The sequence below is a fragment of the Streptomyces misionensis genome (assembly GCF_900104815.1).
Classification (GTDB): domain Bacteria; phylum Actinomycetota; class Actinomycetes; order Streptomycetales; family Streptomycetaceae; genus Streptomyces; species Streptomyces misionensis.
In genome coordinates this window covers 1,763,888-1,779,675 of sequence record NZ_FNTD01000004.1, presented here as the reverse complement: position 1 = coordinate 1,779,675, position 15,788 = coordinate 1,763,888, and the positions used below count along the sequence as shown (strand labels likewise).

Below are 15,788 nucleotides of genomic sequence, written 5' to 3'. Positions count from 1 at the left end.
TTCGGCACAGGTGCAACCACGCGCCGGGAAACGGAGTCTGTCCTGGGGAAACACCAAGCAGGACCGACCGGCGAGGAGTTGAGCCGACGATGCATTGTCCGAAGTGCCACGCGCCCATGCAGACGTACAACCGCAGCGGCGTCCAGATCGAGCAGTGCAGCGGGTGCCGCGGCATCTTCCTCGACTACGGCGAGCTGGAGGCCCTGACCCAGCTGGAGTCCCAGTGGTCCAAGCCGATGCCGCCGGCCCCGCCCGCCGCCCAGCCGTACCCGGCCCCGTCCGCCCCCGCCTGGGGCGCCCCGTACGGCGGCCACCACCACGAGCACGGGCACCACGGGCACCACGATCACCACCGCCGGAGCTTCACCCACATGCTGTTCTCCAGCTAGGGCGTCATGCGGAAGCCCCCGGCCACGAGGTGACCGGGGGCTTCTTGACGTGTGGACGATACTGGGATTGAACCAGTGACCTCTTCCGTGTCAGGGAAGCGCTCTCCCGCTGAGCTAATCGTCCGCGGACTGTGATCCGGGGATCACCGTCAGTGCGCGATACTGGGATTGAACCAGTGACCTCTTCCGTGTCAGGGAAGCGCTCTCCCGCTGAGCTAATCGCGCGGGGTCCGGACCCATCGGGTCCGCGGATCTTCGAACGAGTCGAAGATCCAGTGGACGATACTGGGATTGAACCAGTGACCTCTTCCGTGTCAGGGAAGCGCTCTCCCGCTGAGCTAATCGTCCTTGGAGGTGGAGACGGGATTTGAACCCGTGTAGACGGCTTTGCAGGCCGTTGCCTCGCCTCTCGGCCACTCCACCAGGAGTGTAGGGGGTCGGGAAGACCCCTACTTCCTTCGAGCGGACGACGAGGCTCGAACTCGCGACCTCAACCTTGGCAAGGTTGCGCTCTACCAACTGAGCTACGTCCGCCTGTCGTTTCGGTCCGCTTCCGCGTCCCGGCGACGTGTTGAACTCTAGCGGATTCCCGGGCCAGTACAAAAACGCGTTTGCGCAGCGTGCTGCGGTGCACCCGGCGGAGGCGGTGGTCGGGGCCCCCTCCGGGACATCCCCGGGTCACCCGTCGGACACCCGACCTAGACTCGGCCACGTGCTCCACCACCCTTCCGGACTGCCCCCGCTGGCCCGCTTCGGCGACCGCCTCGCCACCGGCCTCCTCGACGTCACCAGTGATCCCGCCGCCCTGGACTCCAGCGGTTTCTGGGCCGTGTGCGCGGACTTCGAGGGCCGTCTGACCTGCGCACGCTTCGCGGACGTGCGCCGGGCGCCGGTGCCCGCCCCGGTGCCCGGCGGCTGGCGGGGGCCCGCGGTGGGGGACTGGGTCTCCTCCCTGGACCGCGCCGCGTACACCGCGGGCGTGCGCACCATCCGCGCGTACATAGCGGCCGGCGAGGTGTACCAGGCCAACCTCTGCCGGGTGCTCAGCGCGCCCGTCCCCCCGGACGCCGACGTGGACGCCCTGACCGCCCTGCTGGCCCGCGGCAACCCGGCGCCGTACGCCGGCACCATCCGGCTGCCCGGGCACGGCGTGGAGATCGCCACCGCCTCCCCCGAGCTGTTCCTGCGCCGGGACGGGCGGACCGTGGAGTCCGGCCCCATCAAGGGCACCGGCCGCACCGAGGCGGACCTCCTGGAGAAGGACTACGCCGAGAACGTGATGATCGTGGACCTGGTCCGCAACGACATCGGGCGCGTCTGCGCCACCGGCAGCGTCACCGTCCCCGACCTGTGCGCGGTGGAGAAGCACCCCGGACTCGTCCACCTCGTCTCCACCGTCCGCGGCGAGCTGCGCCCCGGCGCCGGCTGGCCCGAGCTGTTCGCCGCCGCCTTCCCGCCCGGTTCCGTGACCGGTGCGCCCAAGTCCAGCGCGCTGCGGATCATCGAGGAACTGGAACCGGTCCCGCGCGGCCCCTACTGCGGCGGCATCGGCTGGGTGGACGCCGACCGGGGCACCGGCGAGCTGGCCGTCGGCATCCGCACTTTCTGGCTCGACCGGGCCGAGGGCGTGCTGCGCTTCGGCGCCGGCGCCGGCATCACCTGGGGGTCGGACCCCGAGGGGGAGTGGCGGGAGACCGAGCTGAAGGCGTCCCGGCTGCTCACGGTAGCGTCGGGGGCGTACGAGGAGAGTGGAGAGGCGTGCGCATGAAGATCTGGCTGGACGGCGGGCTGCGGGACACGGAATCCGCCCGGGTCTCCGTCTTCGACCACGGGCTGACGGTCGGCGACGGCATCTTCGAGACCGTGAAGGCGGCCCACGGCCGGACGTTCGCCCTCACCCGGCACCTGGACCGGCTGACCCGCTCGGCCCGGGGCCTCGGCCTGCCCGACCCCGACCACGACGAGATCCGCGAGGCCTGCGCCGCCGTCCTGGCCGCCAACCCGATGCCGCTCGGCCGGCTGCGGATCACCTACACCGGCGGCCACGGCCCGCTCGGCTCCGACCGCGGCGAACACGGCCCGACCCTCGTGGTGGCCCTCGGCGAGACCAGCCGCCGCCCCGACACCACCGCCGTGATCACCGTCCCCTGGACCCGCAACGAGCGCGGCGCGCTCACCGGCCTGAAGACCACCTCGTACGCCGAGAACGTCGTCGCCCTCGCCCGCGCCCACGAACACGGCGCCTCCGAGGCCCTGTTCGGCAACACCGTGGGCATGCTCTGCGAGGGCACCGGGTCCAACGTCTTCGTCGTCCTCGACGGCGAGATCCACACCCCGCCGATCGCCTCCGGCTGCCTGCCCGGCATCACGCGCGCCCTGGCCGTCGAGTGGACCGGCGCCAAGGAGACCGACCTCCCGCTGGACGTCCTGACCCGCGCCGACGAGATCTTCCTGACCTCGACCCTGCGCGACATCCAGGCCGTGCACCGCGTCGACGACCGCGAACTCCCGGGCGCTCCGGGCCCGGTGACCGCCAAGGCGATGCGCGTCTTCGACGAGCGGTCCGGGGACGACCTCGACCCGTGAGCCCCGCGATCCTTCGGTAGGGCTGACTCGGCCGTCCGCCGTGGGTAGAACACCTGTGATGACCACGACCCTGCGGCCGGCCGAGCCGCTCCAGCAGCACCCCGACGGCACCCGCTCACGCCGCTACCAGGTGTGCGTGAACAGCCGCCCCATCGGCGAGATCCGTCTCGGCACCTCGCCCTCCCTCGGGGCCTCGACGGCCCGCATCAAGGACCTGACGATCGCCGAGCCCGACCGGCGCCGCGGCCGGGGCACGGTCGCCGCGCTCGCCGCGGAGGAGGTGGCGCGCGGCTGGGGCTGCCGGCAGATCGAGACCGTCGTCCCGGCACCGGGGGACATCGCGCTGCGCCTGTTCGCCGCCCTCGGCTACACGCTGCGCAACCGCGGCATGGAGAAACGCCTGGGCGCCCCGCCCGCGCTGCCGCCGGGCAGTCGCCCGCGGCCCATGACCGAGGCCGAGTTCGCGTCCTGGCGGGCCCGCGAGAGCGAGCGCCACATCCGTATGTGGACCGAGCGGGGCGTCCCCGAGGAGACCGCCCGCGCCAAGGCCCGCGACGACCACGCCCGGCTGCTGCCGCACGGACTCGCGACCGAGGGCATGCTCTTCAGCGTCCTGGAGCACGAGGGCACCAGGGCCGGCACCCTGTGGCTCGCCCTGGGGGAGGCCAGGGCGTGCGTGTACGACGTCGAGGCCGACGCCGCCCTGCGGGGCCGGGGGCACGGCCGCACCCTCATGCTCCTCGCGGAGCGCCAGGCCCTGGAGTCCGGCCACCGGCTGCTCGGCCTCGACGTCTTCGCGGGCAACACTCCGGCCGAGCGGCTGTACGAGTCCCTCGGCTACGAGACGACCAGCCACTCCCTGTCGAAGCCGCTGGTGTAGCCCGGCCGTACCCGGCGGGGCCCGGTGCCCGGCCGGGCCCAGACGTTGCGGGCCCTGCCGGGACTCAGGCGTCCTCTCCGGCGAGGAGGCCGTCCGCGATCTCCTCGATCCGTTCGCGCAGCCCCTCCTGGCTCTTGCCGCCGTCCAGCCGGTGACCGCCGATGACGTAGGTGGGGGTGCCGGTGACGCCGATCGCCTTGCCCTCGGCCTGGTCGGCGTCCACGATCAGGATGTGCCGGCCGTCGATCAGCGCGGTGTCCAACTCCTCGGCGTCCAGACCGAGTTCACGGGCCACCTGGACCAGGAAGGGCTCTCCCTCGCGGTCCAGCTTCTCGACCCCCTCCAGGACGGCCTCCACATACGGCCAGCCCTTGCCCTGTGCCTGCGCCTCCTCGGCGGCCTGGGCGGCCGCGAAGGCGTGCTTGTGCCGCTCCAGCGGGAAGTGCCGCAGGCGCACGTCGAGCCGGTCGCCGTAGCGGGCGCGCAGGGCGCGCACGTCGTCCAGGGCGGTGCGGCAGTCCGGGCACTGGAGTTCGCACCAGACGTCGAGGACGACGGGACCGGTGCGCACGGGGGAGGAGTCGCTCATGCGCCCAGTCTCCCAGGCCGCGCGCGACCGCCCCAATCCGACCATGGGACCGCAGGAGGAGACGACCCGGAGATCTCCCTGATCTCCGGCCGGAGCATGGCCCCGCGCGGGCCGGGCGGTGCAGGATGGAAGGGACGAAGCGCCGCACCTCGGTCGGACCGGGGCGCCCCGCGCGTGCCTTTTCCCTCGACCGAGCCCGCCAGGAGGACCGGATGATTGCCGAGACCGTCTGCTCCGCCGTGTCCGCGGCCGGCCTGGGCATAGCGGTGGTCACCGCGTACCGCAGGCGCTTCCTGTCGGCGGCCCGTATCGCGGCCTACTCGCTGGTGCCGGTCGGCCTGGTGATGACGGGCGTCGTCGGCTGGCTCGCCGACACCGCCTTCAGCCCCACCGCGTGGGCGGGCTTCGGGGTGCTGGGCGCGGCCTGGCTGCTGTTCACCGGCACCCGCGCGGTGGAGCGCCGCAGGACCGGCGCCACCGGCGGGGAGCGCCGGGCGGCACCCGAGGCCCGGCCGGGCGCGGTGGCGCCCACGTCCTCCGCACCGGCCCTGCGCGGCGACCGGCGCCCGGCCGCCGCCCCGCGCTCCTCGTCCGCCGGTGACGACTTCAGCGACATCGAGGCCATCCTCAAGAAGCACGGCATATGACAGTCACATGACTGGCCGGTGCGACACAGTGGATCCCCGGACGTGCGGAAACGTTCACCAGCCGAAGCGAGCCGGACGAGAGATCACGGTATTCGGCGAACTCCCGCAAGATCGCGAGTGTTGATCGCCGAGGGGCTCCCCGGTGCGCCATCATCGGCCGCGAGATGGTGGACACGACACAGAGCGAGGCCGCGCCGCCGAAGGACGAGCCGCGCGGGTGCCTCTTCGCCCTTTCCCAGCCACCGCTGATGATCTTCCTAGCGGTGATCGGGTGTCTGATCCTCATGGCTGCGCTGCACGACCTGCTGTTGCTGTGAGCCGTACACGTCCGTCCCGGCGCCACCCGCCGGGACCGACGTCGCCCGCCCCGGCCTCCCGGCAGGCAGACCGACACCTCCGGGACGCGTCACGGCACACCGGTGAATCGCATCGGCCGCCCTGCCCGCATACCGGCTGCTCCTCCTCGCCGGACCGGGCCGGCTCCCGGCGACCCGAGCCACCCGTGGACGCCTCGTCCCGGGCCCTCGCACGACCATCGCGGCTCGCTCCGCCGCCGGCCCCCGCCGCAACGCCCTGCGCCGCCCAGCGACCCCTCAGCGCTCGCGGGAGGCGGCATATGTCCGTCCTCCCCGTACCGCCCCGGCCGCCACTCCCGCCGTGATCGCCGACGGGCGGACGACTCGCGCGGCGCCCCGGCGCCGTCGCGGTTCAGCCCGTCGCTTCCGTCGCCTCCTTCCGGCGGGCCCGGTACGCGGCCACATGGAGGCGGTTGCCGCAGGTGCGGCTGTCGCAGTAGCGGCGGGAGCGGTTGCGGGAGAGGTCGACGAAGGCACGCCGGCAGTCCGGGGCCTCGCAGCGCCGCAGCCGCTCCTCCTCCCCGGCGACCACGAAGAAGGCCAGCGCCATCCCGCAGTCGGCGGCGAGGTGGTCGGCCACGGAGGCACCCGGGGCGAAGTAGTGCACATGCCAGTCGTAGCCGTCGTGGTCGGTCAGTCGCGGGGTGGTGCCCGCCGCCGCCACCAGCTCGTTGATCAGCCCGGCGGCCGACCGCGCGTCCGCCGCCTCGAAGATCGCCGCGAACCGCGCCCGGATCTCCCGCACGCCCGACAGATCGGCCTGCGACAGCACCCCGACGTCGCTGATCTCGTGCTTCCGGATGAAGTCCGCGAGGGCCGGCACATCCGGCAGCGCGTCCGCCGCCGTCTCGTCCTCCGGCGCGGTGTTCACCAGGTCCACCACGGTGTCGAGCGCGCACCGGGTGTCATGGGTGATCAGCACGTTTCGCTCCCTGGCCTGGGGGTCGGGCGGGCGCCCGCCGATGCTGGCCGATGGTAGCGACAGCGCGCCCGGCGCACCGGCGCTGTCCGGCCCCGACGCCCCGTAAGAACGGCTTCGGGGGCCGCTGGGTTCCCGGACCGGGGTGAGCGCCTGCGACACGCGCCGGCGGACCGACGCCGCTTCCGTGAGCGCTCACGGTGACGGCGCCGGCCCGTGCCGTATGCGGTTGTGTGGCCCGAGCCGTCTCCCCGAGTGGACGGCGCCGGGCTGCTCGGAAGGGCCGCGGGCTAGCTTTCCGCCAGGATGTGCGAGAGCTCCTGATCCAGATCGAAGTGCCGGTGCTCCGTGCCGGGCGGCACGGCGGCGTCGGTCCGCTTCAGGAAGGACTCCAGGGCCCGCGCCGGGGCCTCCAGCAGCGCCTCCCCCTCCGGGGAGCTCAGGGCGATGCAGACAACGCCCTGGCCATGGCTGCGGGACGGCCAGACGCGGACGTCGCCGGTACCGGTGGGCCGGTGCAGCCCTTCGGCGAGGAGGTCGCGGGCGAACACCCACTCGACGGTTTCCTCGGCTCCGGTGTGGAAGGTGGCGTGCACGGCGTAGGGGTCGGCCGTGTCGTACCGCAGGCCTGCGGGGACAGGCAGGGAGGACTCGCTCGACACAACGAGGCGCAGGTGCAGCTCGCAGCTGACCGTGGTGTTCATAAGCGCCAGGGCCTTTCGCTCAGTGTGCGCTCGGGGATTCGCACGTCGGCGAAATCGACATGCCACCTACGGTGCCGTTGTAAACCCCTCTGAGGGTTTTGCGTGTGTTTACGACACTCTTCCGGCCGAGAACTCGTACCGGATCTACGCCCATTCCGGTGATCTGAATCACTCGGGTAGCTTTGTCTGCATGAATACGGGGAGTGACGAGTCGGGGCTGGGCTCCCGTGCGCCGGAATTCGTGCGGTCCCGCCGGCTCCTGCACCGCGGCTGGCAGGTGGGCGTCTTCGTCGTCGGCCTCGCCGTGGTGGCCGCCGGTGTGCTCATGCTGGCCCTGCCCGGACCCGGCTGGGTGGTGATCTTCGCGGGCATGGCGATCTGGGCCACCGAGTTCGTCTGGGCCCAGCTCGTGCTGCGCTGGACCAAACGCAAGGTCACCGAGGCGGCCCAGCGTGCCCTGCAGCCCGAGGTGCGCCGCCGCAACATCACGCTGACCGTGATCGCCGTGGTGATCGCCGGGGTGCTGGGCGCGATCTACCTGTGGCGGTACGGCCCCGTCCTGCCCTGGAAGATCGAGCGCCGGTGAGCCGCGCCTCCCGCCCGTCCGCGTACCGCCGCGGACCGTGGTCGGGGGCACCCCCTGACATGGGGTAATGTTCTTCCTGCGCCCGGGCGATTAGCTCAGTGGGAGAGCGCTTCGTTCACACCGAAGAGGTCACTGGTTCGAACCCAGTATCGCCCACCCGGACCGACGGCCCATCCGCGAACAGCGGATGGGCCGTCGGCGTATCGAAGGGCAACCGGCGGAAAACGCACGGGTTTTCCGGAAAAACCGCCCGGCTTTCCCGTCCGGCGCGGCGGGCCCGGAGAATTTCCCGGCCCGCAACCGCCCGCATTCGAACAGAAACTGAGCCGGAATCAGCACCCTGGTCGCGGGTGCGGGCAGACTCCGCACATGGACTGGAACCACTACCGCTTTCACAGCCTGTGGCCCCTGCCCGCGCCGCCGGCCGCCGTCTACGCCGCACTGGAGCGGCCCGAGGACTACCCCCGCTGGTGGCCCCAGGTGCGCTCGGTGACCCGGCTCGACGACTCCACCGGCATCCTCACCATCCGCTCGGCACTGCCGTACGCCATGACCTTCACCGCCCGCGCGACCCGGCGCGACCCGGCCGCCGGGATCCTGGAGATCGCCATGAGCGGCGACATCGAGGGCTGGGCGCGCTGGACCGTCACCGCCGCGGGCCCCGGCACGCTCGCCCGCTACGACCAGGAGGTCGACGTGCGCAAGCCCCTGCTGCGGCGGCTCGCCGTGCCCGGCCGCGCCGTCTTCCGCGTCAACCACCGTCTGATGATGCGGGCCGGACACCGCGGCCTGCTGCGCCGTCTGCGGGCGGTTTGAAGGATCGGCGTCCGGGCCTGTATTGTTCAGTGCGTTCCCGGGCGATTAGCTCAGTGGGAGAGCGCTTCGTTCACACCGAAGAGGTCACTGGTTCGAACCCAGTATCGCCCACCGGGAGAGAGCCGGTCCGCAGCAGCGGACCGGCTCTTCCGCTGTCCGGACGCCCCGGGGCGCCCCGGGGCGAGCGGCCTAGGCGGCCGCGGGCAGCCCCGGCCGTACCGGCCACTCCGTGCTGACCGTCTCCTCCGAGCCGCTGCGGGCGAACCAGGCCTGAAGGCCCCGGGCCTGCGCCGCGTGCCAGTCGGCCTGGAGAGCGTGCAGCTCGGCGGGGGAGAGGCGTTCGAGCCGGGTCGCGAAACGGCGGCCCAGCGCCCGGACGACCTCCAGCGCCGCCAGCGCGTCCGCCGCCGCGTCGTGCGCGCCCTCCAGCGTCACGCCGTAGTGCTCGCACAGATCGGTCAGCGTGCGCCGCCCCTTGCGGTAGCGGTCCAGGTGCTTGTCCAGCACGCGCGGGTCCAGCACCCGCAGCGGCACCGACGGGAACCACTGCTCCAGCGAGGACGCCCGGTGCCGGCGCAACTCCCGGTCCAGCAGCGTCAGATCGAACGGCGCGTTCATCACCACCAGCGGGCGGCCCCGCGCCGCGTGCTCCGCCAGCAGCTCGGCTATCTCCAGCATCACCGGGGCCGGCCAGCGGCCGTTGCGCTGGAGGTGCTCCTGCGTCAGCCCGTGCACCGCCGTCGCCTCGGCCGGCACCGGCACCCCCGGATCGACCAGCCAGCGCGACACCCGCGGCACCGTCCCCGGGGCGTCCTGGACCAGGACGGCGGCCGACACGATCCGGTCGGTCTCGACGTCCACGCCCGTTGTCTCCGTGTCGAAGGCGGCCAGCGGCCCCTCGTACCAGTACGTCATACCAGCCCAACTCCTCGTCCAGCCGCGGCAGCTGACCTCCCGTCTTCTGCCCATTTGGTGATACCCGGGCCGTTTGCGCCGTACGCCGCGAGGAGACAACAGGAGTACGGGTCTTTGCAGTTCAGCGGCCCGCACCGGGAAAAGTCCTGGCTTGGAAGGCTGTTGGTACATGGCCACTCTGCAGCCCGAGCGGGGCGGGCTGCTGCCCGAACGCACGCACCCCCTCCGCGGCACGCTCGCCACCACCGCCTGCATGGAGACACTGCAGGTCGGCTATCTGCACGCGGTCGCCGCCGCGGCCGGCTGCTCGCTGTCCCAGCCCTTCCCGGACAACGGCATCGACTGGCACGTCAGCCACAGCGCGCCCGGCCACACCGTCGACGACGAGGTCACCATCAAGGTGCAGCTGAAGGCGACGTACCAGATCGCCCCCCACCCGCCGGGCCGCACCTTCTCCTTCACCCTCGACAACGACCACCTGCGCAAGCTCGCCCGCACCCCCGTCTCGGTGCACAAGATCCTCGTCGTGATGCTGGTCCCGCGCTCCCAGGACGACTGGCTGCGTGCCGGCCACGACCGGCTCGACCTCAGGCACTGCTGCTACTGGGTCAACCTGGCCGGCCACCCCATCACCGGCCGGCACCGGACCACCGTGCGCATACCGACCACACGCATCTTCGACGACCGGGCGCTGTGCGAGATCATGACCCGTGTCGGGACGGGAGGCAGACCATGAGGAACCGTCCCCCCGAGGAACCGGTGCCGCTGCGACCGCACCCCGACGCCTGCCCCGGCGACGGCCCGCCGCGCCCCGCCGACGTCGACCCGGCGGTGCTCGGCGCCCTCCTGCGCCGGCACGGCTGGCAGCGGCGCGGCGGGGCCGCCGGACGCTACGGCCGCTGGACCCCGCCCGGCCCGGGCGCCGCCACCAGCCTCCTGGTCCCCGAGAGCCGCGCCTTCCCCGACAGCGACGACCTGCTCGGCGAGGCCCTGGACGCCCTCGCCCGCAGCGACACCCCCGCCGCCCGCGAGGTGCTGATCTCCCTCGCCCGGCCCAGCGACGAGATCCGCTGGTGGCGCGACGTACCGAACGGACCGGCCGGCGCCGCGCCCTGGGGCCGCGACGAGCAACTGCGCGGCGCCGCACGGCAGATGCTGCTCGCCGCCGCGCTCGCCACCCGCGCCCGGGCCGGGTACCACGGCGCCCGGCACCGCCGCGCGGCCGCGGAACTCCTCCAGGACGTCCTCGTCGGCCCCGCCGCCGAGGGCCGCCCGCTGACCGCCTTCGTGCCGGTGCCCGCGGGCCGTCCCCTCGCCGTCCGCCTCCACCAGGCCCTGTACGCCGCCCGCGAGGCCATCGACTACCGCCGCGCCACCGGCGGCATGGACGCCTTCGACGGCGCCGTCGAGGCCGGCGTCAGCCGCGAGCTGACCGAGGCGCTCACCGCGCTGGTGCGCGGCACCGAGGGGGCCAGGATCGCCGTCGCCTGGGCGCCCGCCGCCGGCGTCCCCGAGGGCTGCGCCCCGGCCGCCGAACCCGTCGAGTTCTCGCCCGGCGACCTGCCCGTCCTGCGCGAGGCCGCCGCCCGCTATCTGCGCGAGGAAGCCTCCGTGCCCGTGCGGATCACCGGCGCCGTCGTGCGCATGCGCCGCTCGGGCCCCGGCGGCGAGGGCACCGTACGGCTGCGCGTCCTCGCCGGCGCCGAGGTGACGCATGTGCGGGTCACCCTCGACGAGGAGGACTACCGCATCGCCGGCCATGCCCATCTCGTCGGCCTCCCGGTGCGGGTGCACGGCCGGCTGGAGCGGCGCGGCGGCTTCCGCAGGCTCACCGGCGTCTCCGGCGTCGTCCCCGTCCAGGTGGACGAGGCCGAACGCGACCGGCTGCTGAAATCCCTCCAGGAGAACCTGGACTTCTTCGAGGAGGCCTGCGGGGAGGCGTGAGCGGACGGCGACCGAAGGTGACCGTTTCGCGGTCGGTGCCCTCGGGTCGGTACGATCGCCTGTGCGCGCGCTCCTGGTATGGCGCCGCACCCACCTTCAGTCAGGAGAGACCGGTGTCAGACGTCCGTGTGATCATCCAACGCGATTCCGAGCGGGAAGAACGCGTGGTGACGACGGGCACTACGGCCGCCGACCTCTTCGCGGGCGAGCGCTCGATCATCGCCGCGCGCGTGGGCGGCGAGCTGAAGGACCTCGCGTACGCACTCGTCGACGGCGACGAGGTCGAGGGCGTGGAGATCACGTCCGAGGACGGCCTCAACATCCTGCGCCACTCCACCGCGCACGTCATGGCGCAGGCCGTGCAGGAGCTGTTCCCGGAGGCCAAGCTGGGCATCGGCCCGCCGGTCAAGGACGGCTTCTACTACGACTTCGACGTCGAGAAGCCGTTCACGCCCGAGGATCTCAAGGCCATCGAGAAGAAGATGCAGGAGATCCAGAAGCGCGGGCAGAAGTTCGCCCGCCGCGTGGTCACCGACGAGGCCGCCCGCGAGGAACTGGCCGACGAGCCGTACAAGCTGGAGCTGATCGGCCTCAAGGGCTCCGCGTCGCACGACGACGGCGCGGACGTCGAGGTCGGCGCCGGCGAGCTGACGATCTACGACAACCTGGACGCCAAGACCGGCGAGCTGTGCTGGAAGGACCTCTGCCGCGGTCCCCACCTGCCCTCCACCCGGCTCATCCCGGCGTTCAAGCTGATGCGCAACGCGGCCGCCTACTGGCGCGGCAGCGAGAAGAACCCGATGCTCCAGCGCATCTACGGCACCGCCTGGCCGTCCAAGGACGAGCTGAAGGCGTACCTGGAGTTCCTCGCCGAGGCCGAGAAGCGCGACCACCGCAAGCTCGGTGCCGAGCTGGACCTCTTCTCCATCCCCGAGCAGATCGGCTCCGGCCTCGCCGTCTTCCACCCCAAGGGCGGCATCATCCGCCGGGTCATGGAGGACTACTCGCGCCGCCGCCACGAGGAGGAGGGCTACGAGTTCGTCTACACCCCGCACGCGACGAAGGGGAAGCTCTTCGAGACCTCGGGCCACCTGGACTGGTACGCCGACGGCATGTACCCGCCCATGCAGCTCGACGAGGGCGTGGACTACTACCTCAAGCCCATGAACTGCCCGATGCACAACCTGATCTTCGACGCGCGCGGCCGCTCGTACCGCGAACTGCCGCTGCGTCTGTTCGAGTTCGGGACCGTGTACCGGTACGAGAAGTCGGGCGTCGTGCACGGCCTGACCCGTGCCCGCGGCTTCACGCAGGACGACGCGCACATCTACTGCACCCGTGAGCAGATGTCCGAGGAGCTGGACAAGACGCTCACCTTCGTCCTGGGCCTGCTGCGGGACTACGGCCTGACCGACTTCTACCTGGAGCTGTCCACCAAGGACCCGGAGAAGTTCGTCGGCTCCGACGAGGTCTGGGAGGAGGCGACCGAGACCCTGCGCCAGGTCGCCGAGAAGCAGGGGCTGCCCCTCGTCCCCGACCCGGGCGGCGCGGCCTTCTACGGCCCGAAGATCTCGGTGCAGGCCAAGGACGCCATCGGCCGTACCTGGCAGATGTCGACCATCCAGCTCGACTTCAACCTGCCCGAGCGGTTCAACCTGGAGTTCACCGGCCCCGACGGCTCCAAGCAGCGCCCGGTCATGATCCACCGCGCGCTGTTCGGCTCCATCGAGCGCTTCTTCGCGGTCCTCCTGGAGCACTACGCGGGCGCCTTCCCGGCGTGGCTGGCGCCGGTGCAGGCGCTCGGCATCCCGATCGGCGACGCCCACGTCGAGTACCTGGAGAAGTTCGCCGCGGCCGCCCGCAAGCAGGGGCTGCGCGTCGAGGTGGACGCCTCCTCGGACCGCATGCAGAAGAAGATCAGGAACGCGCAGAAGCAGAAGGTGCCGTTCATGGTCATCGCGGGCGACGAGGACATGTCGAACGGCTCGGTGTCCTTCCGCTACCGCGACGGCTCGCAGGAGAACGGCATCCCGGTCGACGAGGCCATCGCCAAGATCGCCAAGGTCGTGGCGGAGCGCGCCCAGGTCTGATCCCCGGCCGGCACGGGCCCCCGGCGGACTTCGGTCGCCGGGGGCCCTGGCCTGTACCGGGGCCGCACGCCATATGCTGCCTAGCATGACGAGTGAGCCGGAGCAGCAGATCGGGGTCGGCACGCAGGACGCGTTCCAGCGTCTGTGGACGCCCCATCGGATGGCGTACATCCAGGGTGAGAACAAGCCGAGCGGCTCGGGGGCCGACGACGGCTGTCCCTTCTGCTCGATACCGGCGAAGTCGGACGAGGACGGGCTGATCGTCCGCCGCGGCGAACACGTCTACGCGGTCCTCAACCTCTACCCGTACAACGGCGGCCATCTGATGACCGTGCCCTACCGGCACGTGGCCGACTACACGGAGCTGACCGGGCCGGAGACCGCCGAGCTGGCCGAGCTGACCAAGCAGGCGATGACCGCGCTGCGCACCGCCTCCGGCGCGCACGGCTTCAACATCGGTATGAACCAGGGCACGGTGGCGGGCGCCGGCATCGCCGCCCACCTGCACCAGCACATCGTGCCCCGCTGGGGCGGCGACACCAACTTCATGCCGGTGGTCGGGCACACCAAGGTGCTCCCGCAGCTGCTGGCCGACACCCGCGCGATGCTGGCGCGGGCCTGGCCGTCGGCGTAGACCGGGCCGCGTGCCGATGCGCCGAGGGCGCCCCCTCGCCGAAGGGGGCGCCCTCGCCGTGTCCGGGGGTGTGCGTCACGCGTCGTACAGGTCCGCCTTCTTCGGCGTGGGGTCCTGGATCGCGCCGCTGAGCGCCGACGACCGGCTGCCGAACTTCTCCGTGTCCACGCCGTGCTCCGCGAGGACCTTGATCGCGGCCGAGTGCACCACCCGCAGCACCGGGGTGGCCGCGCGCAGCGCGTCGTCGGCCATGAAGCGGTGCCGCCACGGCTGGTCGGCCCACGCGTGCCGCAGACCGAACGGCTCCGGCAGGCCCAGGGAGCCGCCCAGCCAGTTGAGCAGCGGCGGGTACCAGGTCAGCGGGGCGCGCACGGCGAGACGTACGACCTCGTCGGTGGTCATCAGCGGCAGGCTGACCTTGCGGGTCTCCCACGGCTTGAAGGTCTTGCTGACCTCCTTGGTGGGCGCCTCCGGCTTGCTCCAGAACAGTCCGTTCACCGGGCCGAGCGCATGTCCGGTGACCTCGATGCGCAGCGTCTCGTGCAGCACGGTCACCGTGATCATCATGGTGATCACCAGCTGGCCGTCCCAGAGCGTCCACTGCACGCCCAGGTAGTGCCGGTCGCCCTTGCCGAACTGCTGCTTGTTGCAGATCTCCTGTATCGCGTGCGGCTTGACCTGGAAGGCCTCCACGTCGGTGCCCTCGGGCCGCGACACCGCCCCGGCCTTCTCGGCGATCGGGGTGACGATCCAGTGCTTGACCGACGGCTTGGGGAAGCCTCCGGTGTTCAGCGGACCGCGCTCCAGCAGGGTCAGCTGGTCGTGGATCGCGCGGATCACGTCCCAGCTGCGGAAGGGGTGGATCTCGCGGCCGGGGTCGGCGGGCACCAGGTCCTCGGCGAGCTGCCAGGAGCCCCAGCGGGTGCCCATGCCGAGTATGCCCTTGGGGCCGGCGTAGAAGACCGAGTTGGACTGCTGCTCGGCGGTGAGCCGGGCCAGGGACTCGCGCAGGGCGTCGGCCGCGGTCTGGTTCGGGCCGCGCGGCACGGCCTCGGGGACCTTGATGCCGACGCTGCTGCCCGACAGCAGGCCGTCCCAGCGGGCCCGCAGGTCCTTGGCGGTGCGCTCGCAGATCTGCTTGGCCACGTACCAGCCGATCACCGGGAGCACCACGGCCGCCCGCGCGTACCACGCCCAGAAGCCGCTGAACGGCGTCCGGATCAGGAACAGCACGGCCAGCACGGCCACGCCGAGCAGCAGCACGGTGGCCAGGGTGCCGGCCCGCTTGTCGTCCCGCTTGGCGACGAACGCCCGCAGCTGGAAGACGAGCAGCCAGGCGATCAGCCCCGGCAGGAAGAGCAGGCCGCACAGCACCGTCACGGCGGTCAGCCGGTTGTCGCGCTCACGGCGGATGTTGTTGGCCGCCAGGCAGTGTTCCACCACGAACTGGGGCTCGGACCCGAAGGACTGGATGAGCGGCTTACGGCCCGGACCGAGCATGCGGTCCACGACGGCCCGCGAGAACGCCTCGCCCAGATTCGGTTCGAACAGCCGTATCCTGCCCGGCTTCACGGTGGACTGGTGCCACTCGTTGTCCGCTTCCTTGATCTTCACGACCTTGTCGTCCCGGTAGGCCGCGGAGGCCAGGGCGGCCGTCGCCGCCTGCTGGCCGTCGCCCGAGACGGGCACCTGGGGCCCGTCCCACTCCGTTCCAAACGACATTCCCGCCCCCA

17 protein-coding genes and 7 tRNA genes are annotated in these 15,788 nt (G+C 72.0%); 14 read left to right on the top strand and 10 right to left on the bottom strand.

Features of this window, described 5'->3' with window-relative positions; all coding sequences use genetic code 11:
• Nucleotides 1-89 precede the first annotated feature (89 nt).
• Nucleotides 90-389, top strand: a complete 300-nt coding sequence (locus tag BLW85_RS09610) for a TFIIB-type zinc ribbon-containing protein (RefSeq protein ID WP_070030101.1) — start codon at nt 90-92, stop codon at nt 387-389.
• Between the two features lie 52 nt (nt 390-441).
• Here BLW85_RS09610 and BLW85_RS09605 read toward each other — a convergent pair.
• The 5 genes from BLW85_RS09605 to BLW85_RS09585 form a co-directional block, all read right to left on the bottom strand.
• A tRNA-Val gene (locus BLW85_RS09605) sits at nt 442-513 on the bottom strand.
• Between the two features lie 29 nt (nt 514-542).
• Nucleotides 543-614: transfer RNA gene (locus BLW85_RS09600), tRNA-Val, on the bottom strand.
• A 51-nt stretch (nt 615-665) separates the two neighbouring features.
• Nucleotides 666-737, bottom strand: a tRNA-Val gene (locus BLW85_RS09595).
• A gap of 1 nt (nt 738) precedes the next feature.
• Nucleotides 739-812 (bottom strand) — tRNA-Cys (locus BLW85_RS09590).
• 38 nt (nt 813-850) lie between these two features.
• Nucleotides 851-923: transfer RNA gene (locus BLW85_RS09585), tRNA-Gly, on the bottom strand.
• 178 nt (nt 924-1,101) lie between these two features.
• Between BLW85_RS09585 and BLW85_RS09580 the strand changes: the two genes are divergently transcribed.
• Genes BLW85_RS09580 through BLW85_RS09570 form a run of 3 tightly spaced genes read left to right on the top strand, consistent with a single transcriptional unit; the run spans nt 1,102 to nt 3,855 of the window.
• On the top strand, nt 1,102-2,157 hold the full coding sequence (locus BLW85_RS09580) for a chorismate-binding protein (protein WP_074991830.1): 1,056 nt from the start codon (nt 1,102-1,104) through the stop codon (nt 2,155-2,157).
• Nucleotides 2,154-2,975 (top strand): aminotransferase class IV, encoded by an 822-nt coding sequence (locus BLW85_RS09575; protein ID WP_070030275.1) that lies wholly within the window; start codon nt 2,154-2,156, stop codon nt 2,973-2,975. The genes BLW85_RS09580 and BLW85_RS09575 overlap by 4 nt, the downstream gene beginning before the upstream one ends.
• A 58-nt stretch (nt 2,976-3,033) precedes the next feature.
• The gene (locus BLW85_RS09570) at nt 3,034-3,855 is read left to right on the top strand and encodes a GNAT family N-acetyltransferase (RefSeq protein ID WP_074991829.1); all 822 of its coding nucleotides are present in this window, start codon (nt 3,034-3,036) and stop codon (nt 3,853-3,855) included.
• A gap of 64 nt (nt 3,856-3,919) precedes the next feature.
• On the opposite strand, the gene BLW85_RS09565 is transcribed toward BLW85_RS09570, so the two are convergent.
• Nucleotides 3,920-4,444, bottom strand: coding sequence for a DsbA family protein (locus BLW85_RS09565; protein WP_070030098.1), 525 nt, complete (start codon nt 4,442-4,444; stop codon nt 3,920-3,922).
• A 212-nt stretch (nt 4,445-4,656) separates the two neighbouring features.
• On the opposite strand from BLW85_RS09565, the gene BLW85_RS09560 reads away from it, so the two are divergent.
• Nucleotides 4,657-5,091: a hypothetical protein gene (locus BLW85_RS09560; protein ID WP_070030097.1), complete on the top strand. Its 435-nt coding sequence runs from the start codon at nt 4,657-4,659 to the stop codon at nt 5,089-5,091.
• 164 nt (nt 5,092-5,255) lie between these two features.
• Nucleotides 5,256-5,408, top strand: coding sequence for a hypothetical protein (locus BLW85_RS39335; protein ID WP_167381394.1), 153 nt, complete (start codon nt 5,256-5,258; stop codon nt 5,406-5,408).
• Nucleotides 5,409-5,799: 391 nt separating this feature from the next.
• Here the strand turns inward: BLW85_RS39335 and BLW85_RS09555 are convergent, their stop codons facing one another.
• Nucleotides 5,800-6,369 (bottom strand): CGNR zinc finger domain-containing protein, encoded by a 570-nt coding sequence (locus BLW85_RS09555; RefSeq protein WP_070030096.1) that lies wholly within the window; start codon nt 6,367-6,369, stop codon nt 5,800-5,802.
• A gap of 287 nt (nt 6,370-6,656) precedes the next feature.
• Nucleotides 6,657-7,070, bottom strand: a complete 414-nt coding sequence (locus tag BLW85_RS09550) for an SsgA family sporulation/cell division regulator (protein ID WP_004002642.1) — start codon at nt 7,068-7,070, stop codon at nt 6,657-6,659.
• A 190-nt stretch (nt 7,071-7,260) separates the two neighbouring features.
• On the opposite strand from BLW85_RS09550, the gene BLW85_RS09545 reads away from it, so the two are divergent.
• The 4 genes from BLW85_RS09545 (at nt 7,261) to BLW85_RS09530 (ending at nt 8,583) form a co-directional block, all read left to right on the top strand.
• On the top strand, nt 7,261-7,656 hold the full coding sequence (locus tag BLW85_RS09545; RefSeq protein WP_079172309.1) for a TIGR02611 family protein: 396 nt from the start codon (nt 7,261-7,263) through the stop codon (nt 7,654-7,656).
• Between the two features lie 84 nt (nt 7,657-7,740).
• Nucleotides 7,741-7,812, top strand: a tRNA-Val gene (locus BLW85_RS09540).
• A gap of 213 nt (nt 7,813-8,025) precedes the next feature.
• Nucleotides 8,026-8,472: an SRPBCC family protein gene (locus BLW85_RS09535; protein WP_074991828.1), complete on the top strand. Its 447-nt coding sequence runs from the start codon at nt 8,026-8,028 to the stop codon at nt 8,470-8,472.
• A 39-nt stretch (nt 8,473-8,511) separates the two neighbouring features.
• Nucleotides 8,512-8,583 (top strand) — tRNA-Val (locus BLW85_RS09530).
• A gap of 78 nt (nt 8,584-8,661) precedes the next feature.
• On the opposite strand, the gene BLW85_RS09525 is transcribed toward BLW85_RS09530, so the two are convergent.
• Nucleotides 8,662-9,387 (bottom strand): 3'-5' exonuclease, encoded by a 726-nt coding sequence (locus BLW85_RS09525; protein WP_074991827.1) that lies wholly within the window; start codon nt 9,385-9,387, stop codon nt 8,662-8,664.
• A gap of 169 nt (nt 9,388-9,556) precedes the next feature.
• On the opposite strand from BLW85_RS09525, the gene BLW85_RS09520 reads away from it, so the two are divergent.
• From BLW85_RS09520 to BLW85_RS09505, 4 genes are all read left to right on the top strand, one after another.
• On the top strand, nt 9,557-10,123 hold the full coding sequence (locus tag BLW85_RS09520) for a DUF4365 domain-containing protein (protein WP_070030093.1): 567 nt from the start codon (nt 9,557-9,559) through the stop codon (nt 10,121-10,123).
• Nucleotides 10,120-11,331, top strand: a complete 1,212-nt coding sequence (locus tag BLW85_RS09515) for a hypothetical protein (protein WP_070030092.1) — start codon at nt 10,120-10,122, stop codon at nt 11,329-11,331. The genes BLW85_RS09520 and BLW85_RS09515 overlap by 4 nt, the downstream gene beginning before the upstream one ends.
• Before the next feature lie 113 nt (nt 11,332-11,444).
• Nucleotides 11,445-13,421 (top strand): threonine--tRNA ligase, encoded by a 1,977-nt coding sequence (gene thrS, locus BLW85_RS09510; RefSeq protein ID WP_070030091.1) that lies wholly within the window; start codon nt 11,445-11,447, stop codon nt 13,419-13,421.
• Between the two features lie 73 nt (nt 13,422-13,494).
• Entirely contained in the window at nt 13,495-14,055 is a 561-nt protein-coding gene (locus tag BLW85_RS09505; RefSeq protein ID WP_074991826.1) for an HIT family protein, read from the top strand.
• A 75-nt stretch (nt 14,056-14,130) separates the two neighbouring features.
• On the opposite strand, the gene BLW85_RS09500 is transcribed toward BLW85_RS09505, so the two are convergent.
• Nucleotides 14,131-15,777, bottom strand: a complete 1,647-nt coding sequence (locus BLW85_RS09500) for a UbiA family prenyltransferase (protein ID WP_107409094.1) — start codon at nt 15,775-15,777, stop codon at nt 14,131-14,133.
• Between the last annotated feature and the right edge of the window lie 11 nt (nt 15,778-15,788).